This is a genomic window from Haploplasma axanthum (genome assembly GCF_900660745.1).
In the GTDB taxonomy this organism is placed as follows: domain Bacteria; phylum Bacillota_I; class Bacilli_A; order Acholeplasmatales; family Acholeplasmataceae; genus Haploplasma; species Haploplasma axanthum.
The window spans coordinates 15,597-37,199 of sequence record NZ_LR215048.1 but is presented as its reverse complement, the minus strand read 5'-3'; the positions used below and the strand labels follow the sequence as shown (position 1 = coordinate 37,199).

Below are 21,603 nucleotides of genomic sequence, written 5' to 3'. Positions count from 1 at the left end.
ATAAGAGACATATATTTATGAGGCTTTTTTATGATAAAATATAAGTGGTGATAATATGTTGAAAGTTAATGATATTATAGAAGTTAAGGTTCTAGATTTAGATTACAAGGCTGATGGGGTAGCAAAATATAAAGAATTTTATGTTTATATTCCAGGAGCATTGACTAATGAAGAAGTAACTGTAGAAGTAAAGAAAATAAAAAAGAATGTAGCTTTTGCTGAATTAAAAAGTGTTAATAAGAAATCACTTGACAGAGTAAGTGATTATAATATTTTAGGAAGTTTAAATTTAGCCCATTTAAGTTTTGATAAACAATTAGAGTGGCAAATGAATACTACAAAGAAAACATTAGAAAGAGCTTTAAAGAAGGAATTAAATGTTTTTAATACGATAACAGATAATAAAAAGCTTAATTATAGGAATAAAGTTATTTATCATGTTCTTGATAAAGAAAAGATTGAGTTAGGATTATACAAAAGAAATAGTCTAGATTTAGTTAGAGTTGATAATTTTGTTCTTGCTAATATGTATGTTAATGAAGTGGTTCATAGAATAAATGAATCAAAAATTAACATTGATAGTTCAAAGCTAAAAAATATAATGTTTAAGAGTAATTCAAATAATGATATTTTAGTAACTATAATAACAACTAATAAAAAATTTAAGGGGCTTAATGAATTGATAGATTTGTTAGAAACTTTTGATAAAGTAAAAGGAATAACTATAAATATAAAGGAAACTAATGAAAGAATTTTAGGAAAAGAATCAATATTAGTTTATGGTGTTAATGAGATTAGAGAAGATATGCTTATAGTTGATGATCAAAGTTTTATGCAAATTAATACGGAAGTTATGAATCTTACTTATAAAAAAATAAAGGAATATATTAAAGGTAATAGAGTTATCGATGCGTATAGTGGTGTTGGTAGTATAAGTTATAAGATTTTAGATAAAAACTATGAAATAACAATGATTGAAAATAATATTAGTAATGTTAAGCTTGCTGAAAAGATAATGAATGAAAATGCTTATTCAAATATTAATATTGTTAATGGTAATGCTGAAGATGTTATTAAAGATTATAGTGCAGATACAATTATTGTTGATCCACCAAGAGCAGGATTGTATGAAACATTTGTTAATGAAGTAATAAGTAAAAAGATCAGTAGAATTATATATTTATCTTGTGATCTTGGAACACTGGCACGAGATTTAAGAATTTTTAATAGTGTATATGAAGTTAAAGAAGTTTATCCAATAAGAATGTTTCCTGAGACAAATTCATTTGAAACATTAGTTATTCTTGATTATAGAAACGGAGAATAGTATGAAAAAAGATAAAAGCTTTAAAGTTTTAGTTGTTATTGTTGGAATTGTTTTTGTGCTTGCTGTTGTCTCTTTATTAGCTGGAGATTATCTTGCTGCAACTTTTGATGTTATAGGGATAAGAATTGCTGTTTTAATTGTTTCTTTTGCAGCATTTGTTGCTAGTACTATGTTTAGCTTAATGGTTTATCTACATAATAAAACCGTTAGTAAAATAAATGATGATTCAAATAGAAGAGCAGAACTATTTAGAGAATTACAATTTGCATCTAGTAATTATTCCATTATTGAGTTTAATGATCGTATGCTAATATATCATGAATCAGAGCGATATATTCCAAGATTTTATAATGATGATAGACCAACATTTCATATGGTTCAAGATACGTTAGATATGGAAAAAGAAGTTGATTTTTATACGATTAGAATTCCATTTAAAGTTATTGAGGGAAAAACGGCTGGAAAGATTAAGCTACAAAAAATTAGATTTGAACGTGAAGGAGTAAAGTTTAATTTTATTCCTGCATATGGAAGAACTGAGACACAAGGATACATTCTTTATAACGAACAAACAAAGAGAAATAACTTAATTATTAATCTAGTATTTAATAAAGATAGTGGTTATTTTAGTGAAGAGGAATTAAATAAGTTTTCTAAGATAAAAATATTTTTAAGTGTTGTTAGTATATTGGGAGTAAAAATTAAAGGTATAAGTGAGTTATACTTTACTAATCCAACTATTATTGAAGGGGATGGATTACATACATATAAAATAAATTCAGCAAATTTTAGTTTAACTCAGAAACCATCAATTGAAAAACTAGAATATGGTGATGAATTAATATAATTGTTAGAGATTTTTAATGGAGGGATAGTATGAAATATAAAATGAAAGTTTTGATTGGACTTGTTTTAATAGTTTTTATTGTACTAATTGTTCTTTTTTATAAACCAAAGAAGACATTTAGTTTTAAGAGTGAAGGATTAGAAAAGATTATTCTTATTAATGAAAATAGCGAGAAAGAACTTAGTAATGATGATTTTGAAACTTTTTTGAACGAACTTAATAATCAAAAATATAAGAGTAAAAGTACAAATGTTAAAACTAAAGGAAGTTTTTTTATTGAACTTAGATATGAAAATGAAATAATAAGAATTGGTAGATATACAACAGAGTATGAAAGTGGATCTAAACCAACTTTATTTAATAAATCGTTTGATGAATTTGTTGAGAAATGGTTTAAGATGTAATTTGAAGACGTATTAATACAAAAAAAGACCTTTGTCATTTATTTGCAGTTGCAAATTTAATGATTTAAAGGTCTTCTTTTTATAATGGTAATATATTTTTATTAAACTCAGCATTAATGATTTGAGCACTTGCATTATAGAATGCAGACAAACCACAAATTATACCTACATAACCAGCAATTCTAGTAATCACTTCACTATGTGCAAAATCACCAATTGAAAGTAAAATAAATAAAATCGCAAGTGAACCAAATACTATTCTACTAGTTACATTATGTTTTAATGTTCCAATAAACATTACTATTGTAAATAATCCCCATAGTAGTAAATAAAATCCCATTGATTCTTTATCAGCTAAAGCAATACCATTTGGTTTATAAATCCAAATTAAGACTAATGATAACCAAAAGAAACCGTATGCTGTAAAAGCTGTTCCACCAAAATTATTACCAGTTTTAAATTCTAAAATGCCGGCAATAATCTGAGCAACTCCCCCAAAGGTAATACCCATTGCTACAATAACAATCGATAATGGAATAATTCCACTATTGTGTAAATTAAGTAAAATTGTTGTTAATCCGAATCCTAATAAACCAAGCGGTGCAGGGTTTATTTTTTTAGTTGTTTCCAAATTTTTTTCTCCTTATTTTTTAATAATTAATATCATATCTATCATATAGTATTTTTCTAATATTGTAAATGAAACGATACTTAATATGTTAGATTTTACGAATATTTATATAATAATAAATAATCATAACATTCCTTATCGTTTTCTCTTTATTCTAATAGAATAAATATACGTTTTAGGTACTTAAACATTGTTAAATCAGCACTTTTATCATATAATAAAGAAGATATGGAGGTGCTTCAAATGGAAAATCAATCAAATTTTATTAAAACGATTATGGAGCAAGACTTAGAAAGTGGAAAACATAAAAAAATAGTAACAAGATTTCCACCTGAACCAAATGGATTTTTACATATAGGACATGCAAGAGCAATCATTCAAAATTTTGAACTTGCTAAGCATTTTGGAGGTTATACTAACCTTAGATATGATGATACTAATCCAGCAAAAGAAGAAGATAAATATGTTAAATCAATTAGAGAAGATATTGAATGGTTAGGATACACTCCTGCTAATGTTTATTTCGCATCAGATTATTTTGAAGAAATGTATAATAGAGCAATTATTCTTATTAAAAAAGGATTAGCATATGTTGATAATTCAACTCCTGAGCAAATAGCAGAAGATCGTGGATCACTTGGTGTTGCAGGGAAATTATCACCATATAGAAATAGAAGTATTGAAGAAAATTTAGAATTATTTGAAAAAATGCGTAATGGAGAATTCAAAGAAGGCGAGTGTGTATTAAGAGCTAAAATTGATATGGCAAGCCCTAATATGAATATGAGAGATCCAATTCTTTATCGTATTTCATATGCCCACCATCATAACACAAAAGATAAATGGTGCATTTATCCAATGTATGATTATGCGCATCCTTTAGAAGATGCTATTGAAGGAATTACTCATTCATTATGTAGTTTAGAATTTGAAGATCATAGACCATTATATGATTGGGTTGTTAAAGAAACTGAAATGCCACTTGTTCCTAGACAAATTGAATTTGGTCGCCTAGGTATTGAAAATACGGTAATGAGTAAAAGATACTTGTTACAATTAGTTCAAAGTAAAACTGTAACAGGCTGGGATGATCCAAGAATGCCAACTTTATCAGGACTTAGAAGAAGAGGATATACTAAAGACGCTATTAAAAACTTTATTTTATCAACTGGTTTATCAAAAATCAATTCAACAGTAAGTAGCGATATGTTAGAAGCAGCACTTCGTGATGACTTACAAAATAAGGCTAAAAGAGTTATGGGTGTTATTGACCCATTAAAAGTAACTATAACTAATTATCCAGAGAATGAAGTTGAACATATTGGTGTTCCATATAATAGTGATAATGAAGAACTTGGTTCAAGAGATGTTATTTTCTCAAGAGAAATATATATTGATAGAGAAGATTTTGTTTTAGAAAAACCAAATAAGAAATATAAGAGACTAGCACTTGGAATAGAAGTAAGACTATTTCACGCATATTTTATTAAAGCTAATGAAGCAAGATTTGATAAAGATGGAAATATAATTGAAATTCTTGCAACATATGATCCTGAAACTAAGAGTGGCAGCGGATTTGATGCTAGAAAACCAAATGGAACTATTCAATTTGTAAGTAGTAAAAACCTTCTAAAAACGAAATTTAATTACTTTGAGCCAATGATATTAGATACTGATAGTAATTTAGACTTACTTGAAAGATTTAATAAGGATTCATGGGAAATTAAAGAAGGTTTTGTTGAAAAATCTATTATTAATTGTAGTATTAATGATAAATTTCAATTATTAAGACATGGTTTCTTTAATGTTGATAAAGAAACAACAAAAGACTTACTAGTTTTAAACGAAATTGTTTCATTGAAGAAGTCTTATTAAGGATTGATATAATGAATGATAAAAAATTAGATTATGAGATAAGTAGATTAAATAATAATCAAAGAAAAGCGGTTATCCACGAAAATGGACCGCTTTTTGTTGTAGCAGGTGCTGGAACTGGTAAAACTAAAACTCTAACAACAAGAATAGCTTATTTAATTGAAAAAATGAATGTCGATCCAAATAGAATACTTGGTGTAACATTTACTAATAAAGCAGCAAAAGAAATCAGACATCGAGTTAATGATTTAATCTATCCAAATCAAATGGGAGCATGGCTTTATACATTTCACGCTTTTGGTCTTAGAGTATTAAGAGAAAATGCTGTAAATTTGAATTTAGGATATAAAAATGACTTTACCGTTATTGATGAAGATGATGCCCTAGCAATTATTAGAGATATTATTAAGAAACAAAATATTGATGCTAAAAAATATCCACCAAGAATGATTAAAAATTTTATTTCAAATGAAAAAACTTTTATTAGAAATATTGATGATGAAGTAGTTAGAGATGTTTATGACAGATATAAGTTAGAACTTATCAAAGAACAATTAATGGATTTTGATGATCTTATTGTTTATACGAATAAACTATTTAAAGAAAATCTTTTAGTAAGAACAAAGTATCAAACATTGTTTACACATATCTTAATTGATGAGTTTCAAGATACCGATAAAGTTCAATATGAAATAATTAAACTTCTTAATAACGAAAATACGTTTGTAGTGGGAGATCCAGATCAAAGTATTTATGCATTTAGAGGTGCTAGATATGAAAATAATCAATTATTTGTTAAAGAATTCGGTGCTGAAGTTATTGTTTTAGATGAAAATTATCGCTCAACAAATAATATTTTAAAAGCAGCTAATAAACTGATTAAAAATAATAATAGTAGAACAACAGACAAGAATTTAGTAAGTAGTTTTGGAGATGGTGTGCCTATTGTAGTTCATCTTGCGAGTGATGATTTTGATGAAGTTAGAACAGTTACTAATGAAATAATTAATTTGACAAGTCATAAATATAATTATGAAGATATTGCAGTTTTATATCGTAATAATCATTTAAGTAGATTGTTTGAACATAGTTTTATGCAAACGCAAATACCATATATTATTTATGGAGGAATTTCATTCTATGAAAGAAAAGAAGTTAAAGATATTCTCGCATATTTAAAGGTAGTTGTTGATACAAATAGTAATTTTTATTTAAAAAGAATTATTAATACTCCGACAAGAGGAATAGGAAATGTAACTATTAACAAACTAGAAGAGTATGCAAACTTTAATAATATGTCCATGTTTGATGCAATTGACTATGTGAAATTTTCAGCTAAGACAGCAAATAGTTTAAAAGAATTTAAAAATATAATAAATGAATTAAAAGAAAAAATTGAAGAAACAAAAGAACTTGTTAATATTATTGATGTTCTATTTGTAGGAAGTGGTTATTATGAGTTTTTAAAAGAAGAAACTGATGATAAGGCTAAAGAACGTAAAGAAAATATTATGGAATTAAAAAACGTTTTTAGACAAGGCGATTGGAACTATGAAGGAAATAACATTGAGAAGATTAAACAAATATTAGATGAACTAGCATTATATACTGATCATGATAAAGATAATCAAGATTTAAATGTTGTAAAACTGGCAACTGTTCATCAAGTTAAAGGATTAGAATTTAAAGTTGTTTTTGTTGTAGCATTAGAAGATGGATTATTTCCAAGTGATAGATCATATATGGATCCTTTTGAACTTGAGGAAGAAAGAAGAATTTTCTACGTTGCAATTACAAGAGCAAAAGAGCGTCTATATGTAACAAATACTCAAAGAAGAATGGTTTATGGACAAATTAAGAATAATATTCCTTCTGTATTTTTAAGAGAAATCAAAAATGATGAAGAAAAGATTCTTCCTAAAAAGTATTCAAGAGAAACAATTAATAAAAATACAAGTTCTGATGATTTTAAATCTGGAGATATTGTTGTTCATGATTCATTTGGTAAAGGTGTTGTTGTTGAAGTTAAAGATGATATAATAACGATTGCTTTTAATGTTGAATATGGAATTAAGAAGTTACTTAAAAATCATCCAAGTATCAAAAAAGAAATATAGATATATCCATACTATTATTTAGTATGAGAAAATATAGTGATGAACAGTTAGCAGCAATTAATTCAAAAAGTAAACATACAGCTGTAATTGCAGGTGCTGGAAGTGGAAAAACAACCGTATTAATTCAAAGAATAAAGAAACTCTTGGATGATAATGTTATTTCAAGTGAAATACTTGCAATTACTTTTACAAAAAAAGCAGCAATTGAAATGAGAGAAAGACTTAAGAATAATGATGTTTTAATAAAAACATTTGACTCATTTTGTTATCAATTATTAAATGATAAAACAATTAAATTTGTTGAAGACAATATCAATTTTTCTAGTAAGGAGATATTGTCTTTTAGTTTATATGATATAAATTTGAAACAAGGTTTAAAACCAAAAAGATATGATGATTATGAAAAATATAAAAATGAAAATAGTATTTTAGATTTTAATGATTTAGAGTATAAAGCATTAGAAATTATTAAGAATAAAAAAATCACATATAATTATATATTAATTGATGAGTTTCAAGATACTAATAGTTTGCAGTATCAAATTTTTATTAGTTTAATTAATAAGAATACACAAACTTTTGTTGTTGGAGATCCAGATCAAAGTATTTATGGATTTCGTGGTGCTGATTTTACAATAATAAATAAATTTATTAAAAAATATGATAGTAGTGTTATAATATTAAAGAATAACTATCGCTCTACAAACGAAATAGTCAAGTCAGCAAATAGTTTAATTGATTTTAATGTTAATAGAATTTCTAAGAAATTAAGTGTTATAAAAAAGGAAGTTGGAATGATTAAGTACTATGGCTTTAATAATGATATTGAAGAATATAGATTTATTATTAATATGTACTTAAGTATTAAAGTCGAGTATCAAACATTTGCTATTCTTTTTAGAAATCATGAACAAGGATTTTTATATAAAAAATATTTTTATAATAATCATGAAGTTAGTGTTCTATCAATTCATGAATCTAAAGGATTAGAGTTTGATGTTGTGTTTTTGATTGGTTTAAATAAGAATACTTTCCCATCAATTATAAATAACCAAAATTTAGAAATAGAAGAAGAAAGAAGATTGATGTTTGTTGCTGTTACAAGAGCAAAAACACGACTTTATTTAACATCAAGTAATAAAAAATCAAAGTTTATTAAAGAATTAAAAATATAAAGAGGATGATTAGAAATGAGATTGTTACGTTATATTAAATATAGAAAATCATTTATAACTGGTTTTTTAATAAAAACTGTGGAAGTAGTTTTAGAACTATTTCTTCCAATTTTTATGGCAGCTTTAATGAAAAAAGGGTTAGAAGGTGGAAACTATAAAGATGGATATCTAATGGTTGGACTAATTGTTTTATTTTGTTCGCTGGGATATATGTCGACAGTTTTTGCTCATAAGTTAGCTGCAAAAGTTTCACAAGACTTTGCTAAGAATTTAAGACAAGCCGTTTTTTATAAGGTTCAAGATTTATCAATTGAAGATACTAATGAGTTTTCATCAAGTAGTTTAATCAACAGATTAAACCTAGATGTTTCTCATTTACAAAATGGTTTAGCAATGACTATTAGAATTGCAAGTCGTGCACCAGTATTGATGGTGGGAAGTATAATATCATTGTTTATTGTAAGTCCTAAAGTTGCACTTATTCTTGTTATTGGTTTACCAATTGTTATTGTAATATTGATTTTTATTATGTATGCTTCAATGCGCATATTCCAAAAATTTCAAACACAAAATGATAAATTATTAGAAGTTGTTAAAGATAACGTTGAAGGTTCAAGAATGATTAGAGCATTTGCACAAGTTGAGCATGAGGAGTCAAGATTTGATGATAAAAATAGTGTTTTATCTAGTATTATGGTTAAATTAGGAAAAATAACATCATTATCATCACCATTTACAACTTTAGCTTTAAACATTTTATTGATTGCAATGATTTATGCTGGAGCATTAGATATTAATAATGGACAAATGGATCAGTCGCAATTAATTCAAGTAATAACATATACTACACAATTAACACTGGCAATCATTTCAGTAATGAACTTAATTCTCTTATATACAAAAACATATTCAGCTGGAATTAGATTAAATAAACTATTAGACAAACAAAATTCTATTAAAGAAGAAGATAATTTAATACTTGATAATAAACCTGCTAAAATTGAGTTCAAAAATGTTGGTTTTGGATATGGAGATAATAGTAACAATATTCTAAATCATATAAATTTAGTAATTAATCCAGGAGAAACTATTGGTGTTGTTGGATTAACAGGGAGTGGTAAAACAACGATTATCGATTTAATTATGAGATTCCATGATGTTACAGAAGGGGAAGTATTAATTAATGATATAAATGTTAAAAACTATAACTTAACTAGTTTAAGAGATGGTATAGCTTATGCATCACAAAAGGCTGCTTTACTTCAAGGTGATGTAAAAGAGAATATTGAAATGGCTAATGATTATGGAAATGAAAAGGTTGAAAAAGCTTTGAAAGAAGCCCAATCAAACTTTATATTGAAAAGAGACAATGGTATTAATGAAGAAGTTTTAAGACAAGGTGTTAACTTCTCAGGTGGACAAAGACAGCGTTTAGCGCTTGCTAGAGCGTTAGTTAAAGACTCAGGAATTTTGATTTTAGATGATGTGTTTAGTGCATTAGATTATATGACAGACTTTAAAATTAGAAGAGAGCTTCAAAGAAGAGATTTAAAACAAACAACAATTTTTATTAGTCAGAGATTAAGTAGTTTAGCAAATGCAGATAAAATAATTATTCTTGATGGTGGTAGAATTATTGCAACAGGAAAACACGAAGAATTAATAGAAAACAATGATTTATATCGTGCACTTTATGAAACACAAGTTGCTGGAGGTGCGAAATGATTGAATTAATTATGAACTTAAGAGCATATAGTAAAAATGCGAAAAAATGGTTATTTTTAAATATTATAACAGCGTTTATTGGGAATTTATTTATCCTAGTTAACCCATTAATAATCGGATTTATCGTTAAAAAAGCTGTAGGAGTTTCTAATGTTGATTTTAATTATATTATTAAATATTTAATATTAGTTGGAATATTATATTTGCTTGGAACAATGTTATTATGGTTTAGCCAAGTTTGTTCACATAACTATGCAACAATTATTACTAGGAATTTAAGAAATCATGCATTTCATACAATTACACATACACCAATATCATATTTAGATAGAACGCAAACCGGAGATATAATGGCAAGATTCTCACAAGATATTGATTTAGTATTTGATGCTTTATCACATTTCTTTATGTATTTCTTCCAAGGAGCAACAACGATTTTATTCTCACTAGGGATTATGATTTATTTGAATATATGGCTAACGCTTGTTGTTGTTGCTATGGTTCCAGTGATTTTCATTTATTCGAATGCAACAAAAACAAAAAGAAATCAGCGATTTGTTGTTCTACAAAAACTTATTGGTGAATTAACAGGAACAGCAAAAGAATATTTTGATGAAAAGAAACTTATTCAAGCATATAATTATCAAGAAAATGCCAAACAAAAATTTGACAAACTTAATGATGAATTAACGGTTGTTGGTGAAAAAGCATACTTTGCTGCTTCAATTAATAACCCAACATATCGTTTATTTACAAATATTTCATATGCATTATTAGGACTAGTGTCAATTTTACTAACAATTAACGGACATAAAGTTGAGGTAGCAACATTAACTAGTATGATTATGTATTCGGCAATGTTTGCTAGACCATTCAATGATTTTAGCGTTTTAACGGCTAACTTTATGGCTGGTCGAGCAGGGTTAAAACGAATTACAGAAGTATTAGAATTAAACGTAGAACTTGAAAAGATTCCATTCGAATTTAATGATCGTGCAGTTTTGGGGAATATTGATTTTAATGATGTTGAATTCGCGTATACAAAAAATCAAAAACTTATTACAGATTTCAATTTAAAAGTTAAGAGAGGTCAAAAAGTTGCAATAGTAGGACCAACTGGTGCTGGTAAATCAACAATGATTAATCTATTAATGAGATTTTATGATGTTAATAATGGTGCGATTATTGTTGATGGTAAAGATATTAGAGATTATAACCGAAAAGCACTACGTTTAAGTTTTGGATTAGTTTTACAAGAACCATGGTTATTTAATGGAACAATTGAATCGAATCTAAAATATGGTAGAAAAGATGCTACAGATGAAGAAATGATTGAAGCAGCTAAAAAAGCTAATTGTCATGACTTTATTATGAATTTAAAAGATGGTTATAAAACACGATTAAGTGATAGTACAAATCTATCTGTAGGACAAAAACAATTATTAACAATTGCAAGAGCAATCTTAATAGATCCACCAATTCTAATATTAGATGAAGCAACTAGTAACATTGATAGTTTAATGGAACAAGAGATTCAAACAACATTTGCAAGAGTAATGAAGGGTAAAACAACATTTATTATTGCACATAGACTTAAAACAATTGTTGATTCTGATATTATAATTGCTATGGATAAAGGTAATATTGTTGAATATGGAACACATGAAGAATTGATGAATAAAGATGCATTTTATGCAAAACTTTATATGAGTCAATTCGCTAAAGACGAATAAAAAATAATAGGGGTAAGCTTAAAACTTACTCCTATTTTGTAAATTAAGGAGCCAGATTATGGAATGGAAAATAAAAAAATTTAACGACTTAACAAATATTGAATTATATGAAATTTTAAGACTTAGAAGTGAAGTTTTTATTCTTGAACAAAATTGTAATTATCAAGATTTAGATCGTAAAGACTATGATTCATATCATTTATTTCAAATCAATGAAAATAATGAATTTACTGCATATCTTAGAATTCTTCCTAAAGGAATTTCATATAATGAAGTATCAATAGGAAGAGTTTTAACAAAGCCTTCAAATCGAAAAAACAAAAGTGGAAGAATGATGATTGAAACGGCAATCAATTTTATAGAAAAGCAATTAGGAGAAACAGAAATTAGAATATCTGCACAAAAGTATTTAATTAAGTTTTATGAAAGTTTTGGATTTAAGATTACATCAGATGAATATTTAGAAGATAATATTCCTCATGTTGAAATGTTTTACAACAAATAAAAAATATTATAAATGCGAAAAAAAATCGAAGTAATTATAACTATGTTATAATAAAAGAAGGTGATAGCATGGAAATATCTAAAAGAATTAATGAATTAATTGAGGTTATAAATAAGGCAAATTATGAATATCATACACTCGATAAACCAACAATTTCTGATTATGATTATGATATGTATTTAAAAGAATTAATTGAATTAGAAGAACAAAATCCGGAGTTGAAAAGAACTGATTCTCCTACCGGGAAAATTGGGGGAATTATCTTAGATAGTTTTAATAAAGTAACTCACGATGTTCCGATGATGTCACTTTCAAATGTTTTTAATAGTGATGACGTTAGAAACTTTTATGAAAGAATTAAGAAAGAAATAAAAAGTTTTAGTTTAACAACAGAACTTAAAATAGATGGATTAGCAGTTAGTCTAAAGTATGTTAATGGAGTATATACTAGTGCAGCAACAAGAGGGAATGGACTTATTGGTGAAGATATCACTGAGAATGTAAGAACAATTAAAAGTCTTCCTTTAAAACTTAGTGAACCATTAACAATTGAAGTTCGTGGTGAAATCTTTATGCCACAAAAAAGCTTTCATAAAGTAAATGAAGAGCGAATTAAAAATGACGAACCTTTATTTGCGAATCCAAGAAATGCTGCTGCTGGAACAATTAGACAATTAGATTCAAGAGTAGTCGCTAAAAGAGGACTTGATATCTTTTTATATACATTAGTTGATGCTAAAAAATATGTTAATACTCAAAGCCAAGTACTTGAATACTTAGGAAGATTGGGATTCAAAGTTAATCCATATTTTCATGTAAATGAAAACATTGATGAATTAATAAATAAGATTAGTGAATATGATAAGATAAGAAAAACACTTGCATATGATACTGATGGTGTTGTTATTAAAGTTAATGAAATTAATTATTATGATGAAATAGGAGTTACTGCAAAAAGTCCAAAATGGGCAACTGCTTATAAGTTTGCTCCTGAAGAAGAGGAAACATTGCTAAAAGATATAACTTTCCAAGTTGGGAGAACTGGAGTGATTACTCCAGTAGCTGAACTTGAACCAGTTTTAATATCTGGAAGTATGGTTTCAAGAGCAACACTTCATAACGAAGATTATATAATTAATAAAGATATTAGAAAAAATGATTATGTTTTTGTTAGAAAAGCTGGAGAGATTATTCCGGAAGTTGTTAGAGTTAATTTAGATAAAAGAACAAATAATATCCCCTTTAAAATGATTGACAATTGTCCTGTTTGTAATTCTAAGATAGAGAGAAAACAAGGAGAAGCAGACTATTATTGCATGAATCTTGATTGCCCAGCTAGAAACTTGAATAGTATTATTCATTTTGCTAGTAGAGTTGCAATGGATATTGATGGTCTTGGTGAGAAAGTTGTTGAGATTTTTAATAATTTAGGTTTTTTAAATAGTATTACGGATATTTATAAGTTAAAGAATTATTATGAAGAATTAATTAATATTGAAGGCTTTGGTAAAAAAAGCGTTGATAAGTTATTGGAAGGAATTGAAAAAAGTAAAAAGATTGAAGCTAATCGATTATTGTTTGCTTTAGGTATTAAAAATGTTGGTGCTAAAGTAGCGACAATTTTATTAAATAATTTTGGTAGTATTAATAACTTATTCCTAGCAACAATTGATGAAATGGAAAATATTAATGAGATTGGATCTGTAATTGCTAAAAGTGTTTATGAGTATTTCCATAATGAAAGTAACATAATAGTTTTAAATGAATTGAAAGATTATGGATTAAATTTCGAATATAAAAAACTTGAAATTATTGAGCATGAATTTAATGGTAAAGTATTTGTTCTAACAGGAACATTAGAACATTATAGTAGAGATGAAATGAAAGAATTATTAGAGAAACATGGAGCTAAAGTAACAAATTCAGTTTCTAAAAAAACTGATTACTTAGTTGCTGGTTCTGATGCAGGTTCAAAACTTGAAAAAGCAAAAGAATTAAAGATAACTATCTTAAGTGAGAATGAAGTAGTAGAAAGGTTAAAATAATGGAGAGAGATGTAATTAAGGTTGTTGGAGCAAGAGAAAACAATTTAAAAAATATAAGTATAGAAATTCCTAAAAATAAACTTGTTGTTATGACTGGTGTATCAGGTTCAGGAAAAACATCTTTAGCATTTGATACGTTATATCAAGAAGGCCAAAGACGATATATGGAATCACTTAATGCATACGCTAGACAGTTCTTAGGAAACTTTGAAAAACCAGATGTGGATTCAATTGATGGATTAAGTCCTTCAATAAGTATTGATCAAAAAACAACTTCAAATAATCCAAGATCAACTGTAGGAACTGTTACAGAAATATATGATTATTTAAGACTTATTTATGCAAGAATAGGAAGACCATATTGCCCAGGTTCAGATGAACCAGTTGTTAAGTATTCAATAGAGGCTATGACTAAAAAAGTTTTAGAACTTGAAGAAGGTAGTAAAATTTATATCATGGCTCCAATTGTTGAAAATACAAAAGCTGAATATGACAAACTTTTTGATGAATGGCAAAGAAGTGGATATGCTAGATTTTATTTAGATGGTAAAGTTTACTTATTAGAAGAAAGACCAAAGATTTCAAATAAAGAAAAACACCAATTATATTTAATCATCGATAGATTAGTAGTTAAAGATGGTATAAGAAGTAGGGTCTATGATTCTTTAGAACTTGCATCTAAACTTGCAAACGGAAAAACAAAAGTATGGGTAAATGATACTGACTTTATAACAATGAATCAAAATTACGTTTGTGATACTGATTTTACAATTCCTGATTTAGAACCACGTTTATTCTCATTTAATACGCCTCTTGGAGCATGTCCGGTATGTAGAGGATTAGGAATTAATATGAAGATATCTCAAGATTTAGTTGTTGATTATAATAAATCATTAAGAGATGGTGGGATTTTACCATATAAAAATAATGATGAAGATTCTTTAAATATTTTAGAATTAGAAACACTATGTAATCATTACGATATTGATATGGATACTGAAATTAGAAACATTCCTAAAGATAAATTAAATATTGTTCTTTATGGTTCAAAAGAAAAATTAGAGTTTAATATGAAATCTTCAAGTGGAAGACTTCATATGAAAAAAGCTTATTATGAAGGAATTATTGTTAATTTAGAGCGAAGATATTTAGAGACAACATCAGAGTGGATTAGAACCTGGATTGAATCATTTATGACAGAATCAGTTTGTTATAAATGTCATGGTGCAAGATTAAATGAAGGTGCATTATCAGTTAAAATTGGTGGAAAAAACATTTATGAAATGACACTATTATCAATTGAAAAAATGCTTGATTTCTTAAAAAGTTTAGAATTAAACAATGAAGAAAAACAAATTGCTAAATTAGCATTTAATGAAATTGAAAGTCGATTATCATTTTTAAGTGATGTGGGTTTAAACTATTTAACACTTGCAAGAACTGCAAGTACATTGTCTGGTGGTGAGGCACAAAGAATTAGACTTGCTACTCAAATAGGATCAAAATTAACAGGTGTTATGTATGTTCTTGATGAACCATCAATCGGATTGCATCAAAAAGATAATGATCGTTTAATAGATACATTAAAGAAAATGCGAGATTTAGGAAACTCATTAATTGTTGTTGAACATGATCATGATACAATGCTTGCTGCTGATTACTTAATAGATATAGGACCTAGAGCTGGTCTTGAAGGTGGACATGTAGTATCAGCTGGAACACCAGAAGAAGTTATGAAAGATAAAAATAGTTTAACTGGTAAATACTTAACTGGGGAGCTAAATATTGAAGTTCCTGAACAAAGAAGAAAAGGAACAGGAAACTTTATTAAAGTTAGAGGAGCAAGAGCTAATAACCTTAAAAATATTGATGTTGATTTTCCGTTAGGAGAAGTGGTTGTAGTAACTGGAGTAAGTGGTTCAGGTAAATCAAGTTTAGTAAATGAAATACTTTTAAAAGGTCTTTTACAAAAGTACTATAAAAATAAAGATGTTCCTGGTGATCATGATAAAATTGATGATAATAATATGATTGAAAAAGTTGTTGAGATATCACAATCACCAATTGGTAGAACACCAAGAAGTAATCCAGCAACATATACTGGTGTATTTGATGATATTAGAGATTTGTTTACAAATACAAATGAAGCTAAAGCTAGAGGATATCAAAAAGGAAGATTCTCATTTAACCTTCGTGGTGGTAGATGTGAAGCATGTAATGGTGATGGGGTTAAAAAGATTTCAATGCACTTCTTACCAGATGTTTTCGTTCCATGTGAAGTTTGTCATGGAAAACGATACAATCATGAAACACTTCAAATTAAATATCGTGGAGCAAGTATTGCAGATGTTCTAGATATGTCAGTTTTAGAAGCAGCTAAGTTTTTTGAAAATCATCCTAAGATTAGTCATAAGTTAAATGTTTTAGTTGATGTGGGACTTGACTATATAAAACTTGGTCAACCAGCACCATCATTATCTGGTGGTGAAGCACAAAGAGTTAAATTAGCAAGCGAACTCTATAAGAAAATCACAGATAAGACAATCTATATACTAGATGAACCAACTACGGGACTTCATACTGATGATGTTAAGAAATTGCTTAAAGTATTTAATAAAATTGTTGACGAAGGTGCAACGATGGTAATCATTGAACATAATTTAGATGTTATTAAGAGTGGAGATTACATTATTGACTTAGGTCTTGAAGGTGGAGAAGCGGGTGGATATATAGTATCTATAGGAACACCAGAAGAGATTGCAAAGAGTGAAGTAAGTTATACAGGTAAATATTTAAAAAAAGTTTTAAAAGGGGCTGATAAGCTTGAATAATAAAAATGATTTTTATAATTCATTTAGAGCAAAATTTGCATTCTTTTTACACCCTAATTTAGGTATACATTTATTAATTGTATTAACCTTAAATCTAATAACAGCAGTAACAATAACTGGTTTATTTGAAATTTCTAAGTATCCATTGATTAAATTTGAAATTGTTGGCTTTATTCTATTTATTGTAATTTCAACATTAATAGAAGTATTAACTAAAATATTTATCTTACGATATTTTATTTTAATAGTTTTAAAAAGTTTTGCAACAGTTTTTCTTGGATTACAAATATTGATTTTTTATGTAACTAGTTTATTGTTTAAAGAAGAAATTAGTTTTACTGGTAGTAAGATATTAAGTATTTTGATTTTCACTTGTTCTTTTTTACTATTAAGAACAATGTTAATTATTATATATCAACGTTATATAATGAAAAAACGATGATTAAAGGAGAATAAAAACATGAAGAATTGGATAAAAAAGAATAAGTTAGACTTATCAATATATTTTGGATTTATAGGTATTATATTATTATTGGTGATGATTGCTGTTTTACCACAATACAAGAGTGCAGTAGCAAATCAAAGAGCATTTAATCCAACGGCGATTCAAATTGGAAATTTCAGCATTCAATGGTATGCAATCTTTATTATTTCAGGAATAATTCTTGCTGCAACGATGGCATATTATGAGTTTAAAAGAATTGATTTAAACACAAATGATTTATTTGACGGATTATTAATAATTGTTCCATTAGCAATTATAGGTGCGAGACTTTATTATGTACTCTTTGATCCAGCAGGGAAACCTGAATCATTTATTGATGTTATTGCTATTTGGGAGGGTGGACTAGCAATCCATGGAGGTATTATTGTTGCAACAATCGGTATCATAATCTTCTCAAGATATAAGAAAATTAATGTTATGGTCTTGGCTGATATTTTAGCTTTAGGCTTATTAATGGGACAAATTACTGGTCGTTGGGGTAACTTTATGAATGCAGAAGCACATGGTGGAGTTACTGATAGTAAGTTTTTATTTAATGTACTACCAGGTTTTGTGAAATATCAAATGCAGTTTAGTAGTTATTCAAGCAATTTAGTAGGATCTGGAAGCATATATCAACCAACATTTCTTTATGAAAGTATGTGGAATTTATTAGGGTTAACAATTCTTTTTGTAATAAGAAGAATGAAATTCTTAAAAGTTGGAGATATGATTGGATTATACTTAATTTGGTATGGATTTGGTCGTGGAGCACTTGTTGAACCATTCAGAACTGACCAATTAAAAGAAATATTAGGAGTTCCAGTTAATATCTTATTGTCATATGTTTTATTTGTTGGTGGTGGAGTTTTATTCTTAATTTTAAAGAGAGTATTTAATAAAGAAGAAAAATATTATGTTGAAGTAACAGATTATGATATAAACTCTTTTAAAGGAAGAAATTAATGATTGATACGTTTTTATTTGATTTGGATGGAACACTAATTAATAGTCCTGAAATTATTATGGAAGGATATGTTGAAGCACTAAGGGTTCATAATCCAAATCATATTATTACCGAAGATGAAAAAACAGAAATATTAGGATTTACACTAATAAAAGCCTTTGAAAGACATGCTAAAAATGAAGAGCATTATAATTCATTAGTTGATACATTTAAGACTTATACTAATGAATTATCTTTAAAAATGCTTAATGCTTATGAAAATGCTAAAAGTGTTATACAATACTTACGTAGCAAGGGATATTGTGTTGGAATTGTTACATCAAAAAGTTTTGAAACTGTCCATGAGAATTTAAGTCATGTAGGTTTAGAAGATTTGTTTGATGTTATAGTTACATCTAATGATACAGTTCTTCACAAACCAAATCCTGAGCCGTTATTATATGCATTAGAAAAACTAAACAAGCCAGCAAAAAATGCTATTTACATTGGTGATCATGAAAATGACATCAAAGCAGGTAAAAATGCTTATATGAAAACTGGTTTAGTAGGTTTTACATATCGATTAAAAGAAGCAATGAATGAAAAACCTGATTATGTATTTAATAACTTAAATAACATAAAAGAAATATTTTAATGGAAGAGGTAGATAAAATGTTATATGATGTTCTAATTATTGGTGCTGGTCCAGCAGGGATGACAGCAGGAATATATGCTAAAAGAGCAAATTTGAATGTAGCTATATTTGAAAAATATGCACCAGGTGGCCAAATTATCAATACAGCAGAAATTGAAAATTATACCGGTTATCAAAAAATGAGTGGGTATGAATTAGCTACTCATATGTTAAAGCATACAGAATCATTAAGTGTTGAAATTAAGTACGAAGAAGTACTTGAAGTAATAGATGAAGGTAAAGTTAAAAAAGTTGTTACTCCGGATGCTACTTATGAAACAAAAGTTGTTATAATTGCATCAGGAACAGTTCCAAGACGTTTAGGTGTTGAAAATGAAGATATGCTTGCAAGTCGTGGAATAAGTTGGTGTGCTATTTGTGATGGTCCGATGTATAAGAATAAAGAAGTTATTGTTGTTGGTGGTGGAAATAGTGCTGTTGAAGAAGCATCATATTTAGCAACACTTGCAACGAAAGTAACAGTGATTCAAGATATGCCACATTTAACAGCTGATAAAAAAGCTCAAGATATATTAACTTCAAAAGCTAATGTTGATTTTAGATTTAGTTCGAAAGTCAATAAATTTGTTTTAGGAAATAGTGGTGAAATGCTAGGTGTTGAAATCACAAATTCTAAAGGTGAAAAAGAAGTAATTAATGCTGATGGTGCATTTGAGTATATTGGATTAATTCCGGTTACGACATTCGTATCAAAATTAGGAATTACAAATAAATTCGGATATATTGAAGCAAATGAAAAAATGGAAACTAAGGTTGCTGGTGTTTATGGTGCTGGTGATTCAAATGTTAAACAAATTAGACAAGTTGTTACAGCTACATCTGATGGAGCAATTGCTGTTCAAAATGCTTTAAAATATCTAGAAACCCTAAATTAAAATGACTTTTGCAAAAACCGTTAAAAACGAACTTATTACTATCCCGATAAGTCACACTGAGATGTTAGCTGAGTTTTCAGCCTTCTTAAATTTGGGATGTGAATTTCATATTGAAAACAGTCAAAAAATGATTGATTTTCTTACGAAAAATCCAACCGTTACAAAACGGTTTTTGTTGCTTACTAAAACACTTTATCAGTCTGAAACGATTTTATTAAAAAAAGATCAACAAATGTTTACTAAAAAACCGCTTATTATCTTGCGATTAACTACTCAAATTGATAAAATTATTTTAGAACATGGTTATTTAGAAGATCCAATTGAAAATGCAAGAATGATTACAAATACAAAAGAAGAGAAAAAAGCATTTTTAAGAGGAGCGTTTCTAGTTACAGGTTCTATTAATGATCCAAAGACTGCTGAATATCATTTAGAAATTTTCTCAAATAAAAAAGAAGAAATTATTTTTATTCAATGGTTAATGAATGATTTTAATTTAAATGCGAGAATTACTAAAAGAAGAAATGGTTACATTGCATATTTAAAAGATGCAGAATCAATCAGTGACTTTATTCAACTTTTAGGTGCTACAAATGCAGTTTTTAAATTTGAAGATAGCAGAATTAAAAGGGACTTTAATAATTCAATTAATCGAATAATGAATTGTGAAATTGCTAATGAAAAAAAATCTGTTATAGCATCTCAAGAACAACTAAATGATATAAAATTAATAAATAAATATTATATCGGGGGAGAGCTAGATTTAAAAACAACACAAGCAATCGACTTAAGAAAAAAATATCCTGAAGCTAATTTAAGAGAACTAACAGAAATATTTGAAAAAGAATATGGTGAAACAATTAGTAAATCAGGACTTAATCATCGATTTGGAAAGATTAAAAAAATTGCAGATGGAATAAGAGAGGGAAGAAAAAAATGATTGTTGGAATTGGAATTGATTTAGTACAATTAAAAGAAGTTTTTGAAGGTGGATTAGATCATTACCGTGATTTAATTTTAAATGAAAAAGAAAAAAAATTATGTGATAATATCCCATCAACTGAAGGACAAGCAATGTTTATTGCTGGTAGGTATGCTGCGAAAGAAGCAATCTTTAAAGCACTAAGAAAATATAATAAAAACTTAGACTACCATGACTTTGCAGTTTTAAATGAGAAAGATGGCTCAACATACGTTGAAACAAACTATAAAGGAATTGATGGAATAATTCATTTAACGATGACACACACTGATGAATATGCTCTAGCATATATCGTAATTGAAAAATAGAATATTAAGTGATTATTCCACTTATACTTGTATTTTTAAGCAATATTAAGTATAATTTTAATGATAAGGAAGTGAAAT

Annotated in this window: 18 protein-coding genes; 17 read left to right on the top strand and 1 reads right to left on the bottom strand. The window is 27.5% G+C overall.

Annotated features, from left to right (window positions below):
* The first annotated feature begins 55 nt into the window (after positions 1–55).
* The 3 genes from rlmD to EXC62_RS00195 are packed head-to-tail and all read left to right on the top strand — an operon-like array spanning position 56 to position 2,578.
* Complete coding sequence (gene rlmD, locus EXC62_RS00205) at positions 56–1,327, top strand: 23S rRNA (uracil(1939)-C(5))-methyltransferase RlmD (protein WP_026390548.1); 1,272 nt, start codon at positions 56–58, stop codon at positions 1,325–1,327.
* Between the two features lies 1 nt (position 1,328).
* Positions 1,329–2,174 (top strand): hypothetical protein, encoded by an 846-nt coding sequence (locus EXC62_RS00200; RefSeq protein WP_026390549.1) that lies wholly within the window; start codon positions 1,329–1,331, stop codon positions 2,172–2,174.
* A gap of 29 nt (positions 2,175–2,203) precedes the next feature.
* On the top strand, positions 2,204–2,578 hold the full coding sequence (locus tag EXC62_RS00195; RefSeq protein ID WP_026390550.1) for a hypothetical protein: 375 nt from the start codon (positions 2,204–2,206) through the stop codon (positions 2,576–2,578).
* 79 nt (positions 2,579–2,657) lie between these two features.
* Here the strand turns inward: EXC62_RS00195 and EXC62_RS00190 are convergent, their stop codons facing one another.
* Positions 2,658–3,209: an acetate uptake transporter gene (locus EXC62_RS00190; protein ID WP_026390551.1), complete on the bottom strand. Its 552-nt coding sequence runs from the start codon at positions 3,207–3,209 to the stop codon at positions 2,658–2,660.
* A 243-nt stretch (positions 3,210–3,452) separates the two neighbouring features.
* Between EXC62_RS00190 and EXC62_RS00185 the strand changes: the two genes are divergently transcribed.
* From EXC62_RS00185 to EXC62_RS00125, 14 genes are all read left to right on the top strand, one after another.
* The gene (locus EXC62_RS00185; protein WP_026390552.1) at positions 3,453–5,084 is read left to right on the top strand and encodes a glutamine--tRNA ligase/YqeY domain fusion protein; all 1,632 of its coding nucleotides are present in this window, start codon (positions 3,453–3,455) and stop codon (positions 5,082–5,084) included.
* Between the two features lie 11 nt (positions 5,085–5,095).
* Positions 5,096–7,201: an ATP-dependent helicase gene (locus EXC62_RS00180; RefSeq protein WP_035375739.1), complete on the top strand. Its 2,106-nt coding sequence runs from the start codon at positions 5,096–5,098 to the stop codon at positions 7,199–7,201.
* A 23-nt stretch (positions 7,202–7,224) separates the two neighbouring features.
* Positions 7,225–8,376: an ATP-dependent helicase gene (locus EXC62_RS00175; protein ID WP_026390553.1), complete on the top strand. Its 1,152-nt coding sequence runs from the start codon at positions 7,225–7,227 to the stop codon at positions 8,374–8,376.
* A 15-nt stretch (positions 8,377–8,391) separates the two neighbouring features.
* Positions 8,392–10,101 carry an ABC transporter ATP-binding protein gene (locus EXC62_RS00170; RefSeq protein WP_162140215.1) on the top strand — a complete coding sequence of 570 codons (1,710 nt, stop codon included), beginning with the start codon at positions 8,392–8,394 and terminating at the stop codon, positions 10,099–10,101.
* Positions 10,098–11,834 carry an ABC transporter ATP-binding protein gene (locus EXC62_RS00165; protein ID WP_052589907.1) on the top strand — a complete coding sequence of 579 codons (1,737 nt, stop codon included), beginning with the start codon at positions 10,098–10,100 and terminating at the stop codon, positions 11,832–11,834. The genes EXC62_RS00170 and EXC62_RS00165 overlap by 4 nt, the downstream gene beginning before the upstream one ends.
* 58 nt (positions 11,835–11,892) lie before the next feature.
* On the top strand, positions 11,893–12,339 hold the full coding sequence (locus EXC62_RS00160) for a GNAT family N-acetyltransferase (RefSeq protein WP_026390555.1): 447 nt from the start codon (positions 11,893–11,895) through the stop codon (positions 12,337–12,339).
* A gap of 68 nt (positions 12,340–12,407) precedes the next feature.
* A complete protein-coding gene (ligA, locus tag EXC62_RS00155; protein ID WP_026390556.1) occupies positions 12,408–14,384 on the top strand; it encodes an NAD-dependent DNA ligase LigA in 1,977 nt (658 codons plus the stop codon).
* Entirely contained in the window at positions 14,384–17,215 is a 2,832-nt protein-coding gene (gene uvrA / locus EXC62_RS00150; protein ID WP_026390557.1) for an excinuclease ABC subunit UvrA, read from the top strand. Before ligA ends, uvrA begins: the two co-directional genes overlap by 1 nt.
* A complete protein-coding gene (locus EXC62_RS08740) occupies positions 17,208–17,657 on the top strand; it encodes a hypothetical protein (RefSeq protein ID WP_162140216.1) in 450 nt (149 codons plus the stop codon). The genes uvrA and EXC62_RS08740 overlap by 8 nt, the downstream gene beginning before the upstream one ends.
* An 18-nt stretch (positions 17,658–17,675) precedes the next feature.
* Positions 17,676–18,665, top strand: a complete 990-nt coding sequence (lgt, locus tag EXC62_RS00145) for a prolipoprotein diacylglyceryl transferase (protein ID WP_197724316.1) — start codon at positions 17,676–17,678, stop codon at positions 18,663–18,665.
* Positions 18,665–19,300 carry an HAD family hydrolase gene (locus EXC62_RS00140; RefSeq protein WP_026390559.1) on the top strand — a complete coding sequence of 212 codons (636 nt, stop codon included), beginning with the start codon at positions 18,665–18,667 and terminating at the stop codon, positions 19,298–19,300. The genes lgt and EXC62_RS00140 overlap by 1 nt, the downstream gene beginning before the upstream one ends.
* Before the next feature lie 17 nt (positions 19,301–19,317).
* Positions 19,318–20,235 (top strand): NAD(P)/FAD-dependent oxidoreductase, encoded by a 918-nt coding sequence (locus EXC62_RS00135; protein ID WP_197724315.1) that lies wholly within the window; start codon positions 19,318–19,320, stop codon positions 20,233–20,235.
* A gap of 1 nt (position 20,236) precedes the next feature.
* Positions 20,237–21,175: a DNA-binding protein WhiA gene (gene whiA, locus EXC62_RS00130; RefSeq protein WP_162140217.1), complete on the top strand. Its 939-nt coding sequence runs from the start codon at positions 20,237–20,239 to the stop codon at positions 21,173–21,175.
* Positions 21,172–21,525, top strand: a complete 354-nt coding sequence (locus EXC62_RS00125) for a holo-ACP synthase (RefSeq protein WP_026390562.1) — start codon at positions 21,172–21,174, stop codon at positions 21,523–21,525. The genes whiA and EXC62_RS00125 overlap by 4 nt, the downstream gene beginning before the upstream one ends.
* Positions 21,526–21,603: the final 78 nt, after the last annotated feature.